A 1,808-nucleotide genomic window follows, 5' to 3' on the forward strand; every position below is an offset into this window, starting at 1 on the left:
GCTTCGCAGCAGCGGGGGTGCTGCTCGCCGTGGGGTACGCCCGGACGCGGCTCGGGTAGCCGGTGCCGCGCGAGGGCGGCGTCGATCGTCCTGTCCGCCGCGTTCGCGCCTGACGTGCGAGTGGCGGCGTCCCGTGATGAGGCTGGTGTTCGCCGCAGCATCCCGCGACGGAGGGAGTTCCCGATGGAGGACAAGGTCGAGGAAGTGCTCGACGGCGGTGACCTACCACCTCTCGGGCGCTACCGGCTCGATCTGGCGACCGAGACATGGTCGTGGTCCAGCGAGGTCTACCGCATGCACGGGTTCGAGCCGGGCCAGGTGGTGCCCACCACCGCGCTCATGCTCGCGCACAAGCACCCGGACGACCTGGGGGCGACCGACGGGGTGCTGAAGCAGGCGGCCGAGTCCGGCAGGGCGTTCAGCTCCGTGCACCGTGTCCTCGACGCCCAGGGTGGCACCCGCACGCTCGTGATCACCGGCGAGGCCAGCCGCGATCCCGACACCGGCGAGGTGGCGGAGCTGTCCGGCTACTTCATCGACGTGACGGGCTCGCACCGGGCGGCCGCGGCCCGCGACGCCTCGGTCTCGATCCAGGCCTCGTCGGAGCGCAGGGCGGTGATCGACCAGGCCAAGGGCATCCTGATGATGACCTACTCCCTGGAGCACACGTCGGCGTTCGAGCTGCTGCGCCGGGTGTCCAACGAGACCAACGTCCCGGTGCGCGACATCGCCGGCTCGCTGGTGGACCTCGCTTCGTCGTCCGTGCTGGTGAACGTCGCGGAACGGTCCGTGGTCGACGAGTTCCTGCGGTCGCTGAGCTCGGCCGGCCGGGACTGAGACGGCCGGGGCCGGCGACGTCAGACCGGCGGCCGAGGCGGCCGAGGCGGCCGGGGCGCGGTCAGCACGGCGATGACGTCGGCCGCGGTGCTCCGCGTGCTGGTGAGCTCCACGATCCGGCGCGCGACGTCGCGCACCGCCACGTTGTGGTCGTTGGAGGCACTGCGCAGCCGCTCGAAGGCCTCCGCCGAGTCGATGCCCAGGGCGAAGGCGATGATGCCCTTGGCCTGCTCGATCGGGGCGCGTGCGGCGGCCGCCGTCCGGATGGCCGTGTCCGCCTCGCGGTTCGCCTGGTCCTTGATCCCGGCCGAGACGTCGATGAAGTAACCCACGAGCTCGACGACCTGCCGGGTGCCCGGGTCGCGGCGGCCCTGGCCGACCACCGCGAGCGTCCGCTCCTGCCCCCGGGCGTCCATGATGCGGTGCACGCTGCTGAACGGTTTGCCGGTCGCGGCGACGTACGCGGTGACCTGAGGAGCGGAGGGCAGGTCCTCGGGATGCTTGTGCGCGAGCATCAGCGCCGTGGTCGGCACCACGTCGCCCGGCTCGAAGCCGTGGATCCGGTAGGTCTCGTCCGACCACCACCACACCTCGGTCGCCAGCTCGTATCGGTAACGGCCGACGGTGTGGTTCACGCCGAGCGTCAGGGCGCGCTCGACTTCCAGGGGTTCCGCGGTCAACAGCAGGTCTCCTCGTGCGCTCTGCGCCGACGAGCCGCGTCCTGACCCGGCGATAACCCTAGCCTGAACGCACCGTTGCTGACACATCGGGTGGAAGCCGCACGGCCTGTCCGGCAGGCCTCTCATCTCCTGTCGGCGGGTACCCGGCACTGCCATGGCCTGCGACAGGCGTTCGGCCGCCACGATGCCGGCGCCCCCGGTCAGCGCACGACGCCCCCGGACGGCGCACGACGGCGCGGGCGAACTTCACCCGGCGCCGGCCTCGTCGTCGGTCAGGGCGCGGTCGTGCTC

At 72.1% G+C, this 1,808-nt stretch carries 2 protein-coding genes; one reads left to right on the forward strand and one right to left on the reverse strand.

The window, feature by feature from the left end:
* Positions 1-183 precede the first annotated feature (183 nt).
* Positions 184-837 carry a PAS and ANTAR domain-containing protein gene (locus PROKR_RS25680; RefSeq protein WP_036969377.1) on the forward strand — a complete coding sequence of 218 codons (654 nt, stop codon included), beginning with the start codon at positions 184-186 and terminating at the stop codon, positions 835-837.
* Positions 838-857: 20 nt separating this feature from the next.
* On the opposite strand, the gene PROKR_RS25685 is transcribed toward PROKR_RS25680, so the two are convergent.
* Positions 858-1,517: a PAS and ANTAR domain-containing protein gene (locus PROKR_RS25685; RefSeq protein ID WP_245605969.1), complete on the reverse strand. Its 660-nt coding sequence runs from the start codon at positions 1,515-1,517 to the stop codon at positions 858-860.
* Positions 1,518-1,808 lie beyond the last annotated feature (291 nt).

The organism is Promicromonospora kroppenstedtii DSM 19349, assembly GCF_000515355.1.
GTDB classification, from domain to species: domain Bacteria; phylum Actinomycetota; class Actinomycetes; order Actinomycetales; family Cellulomonadaceae; genus Promicromonospora; species Promicromonospora kroppenstedtii.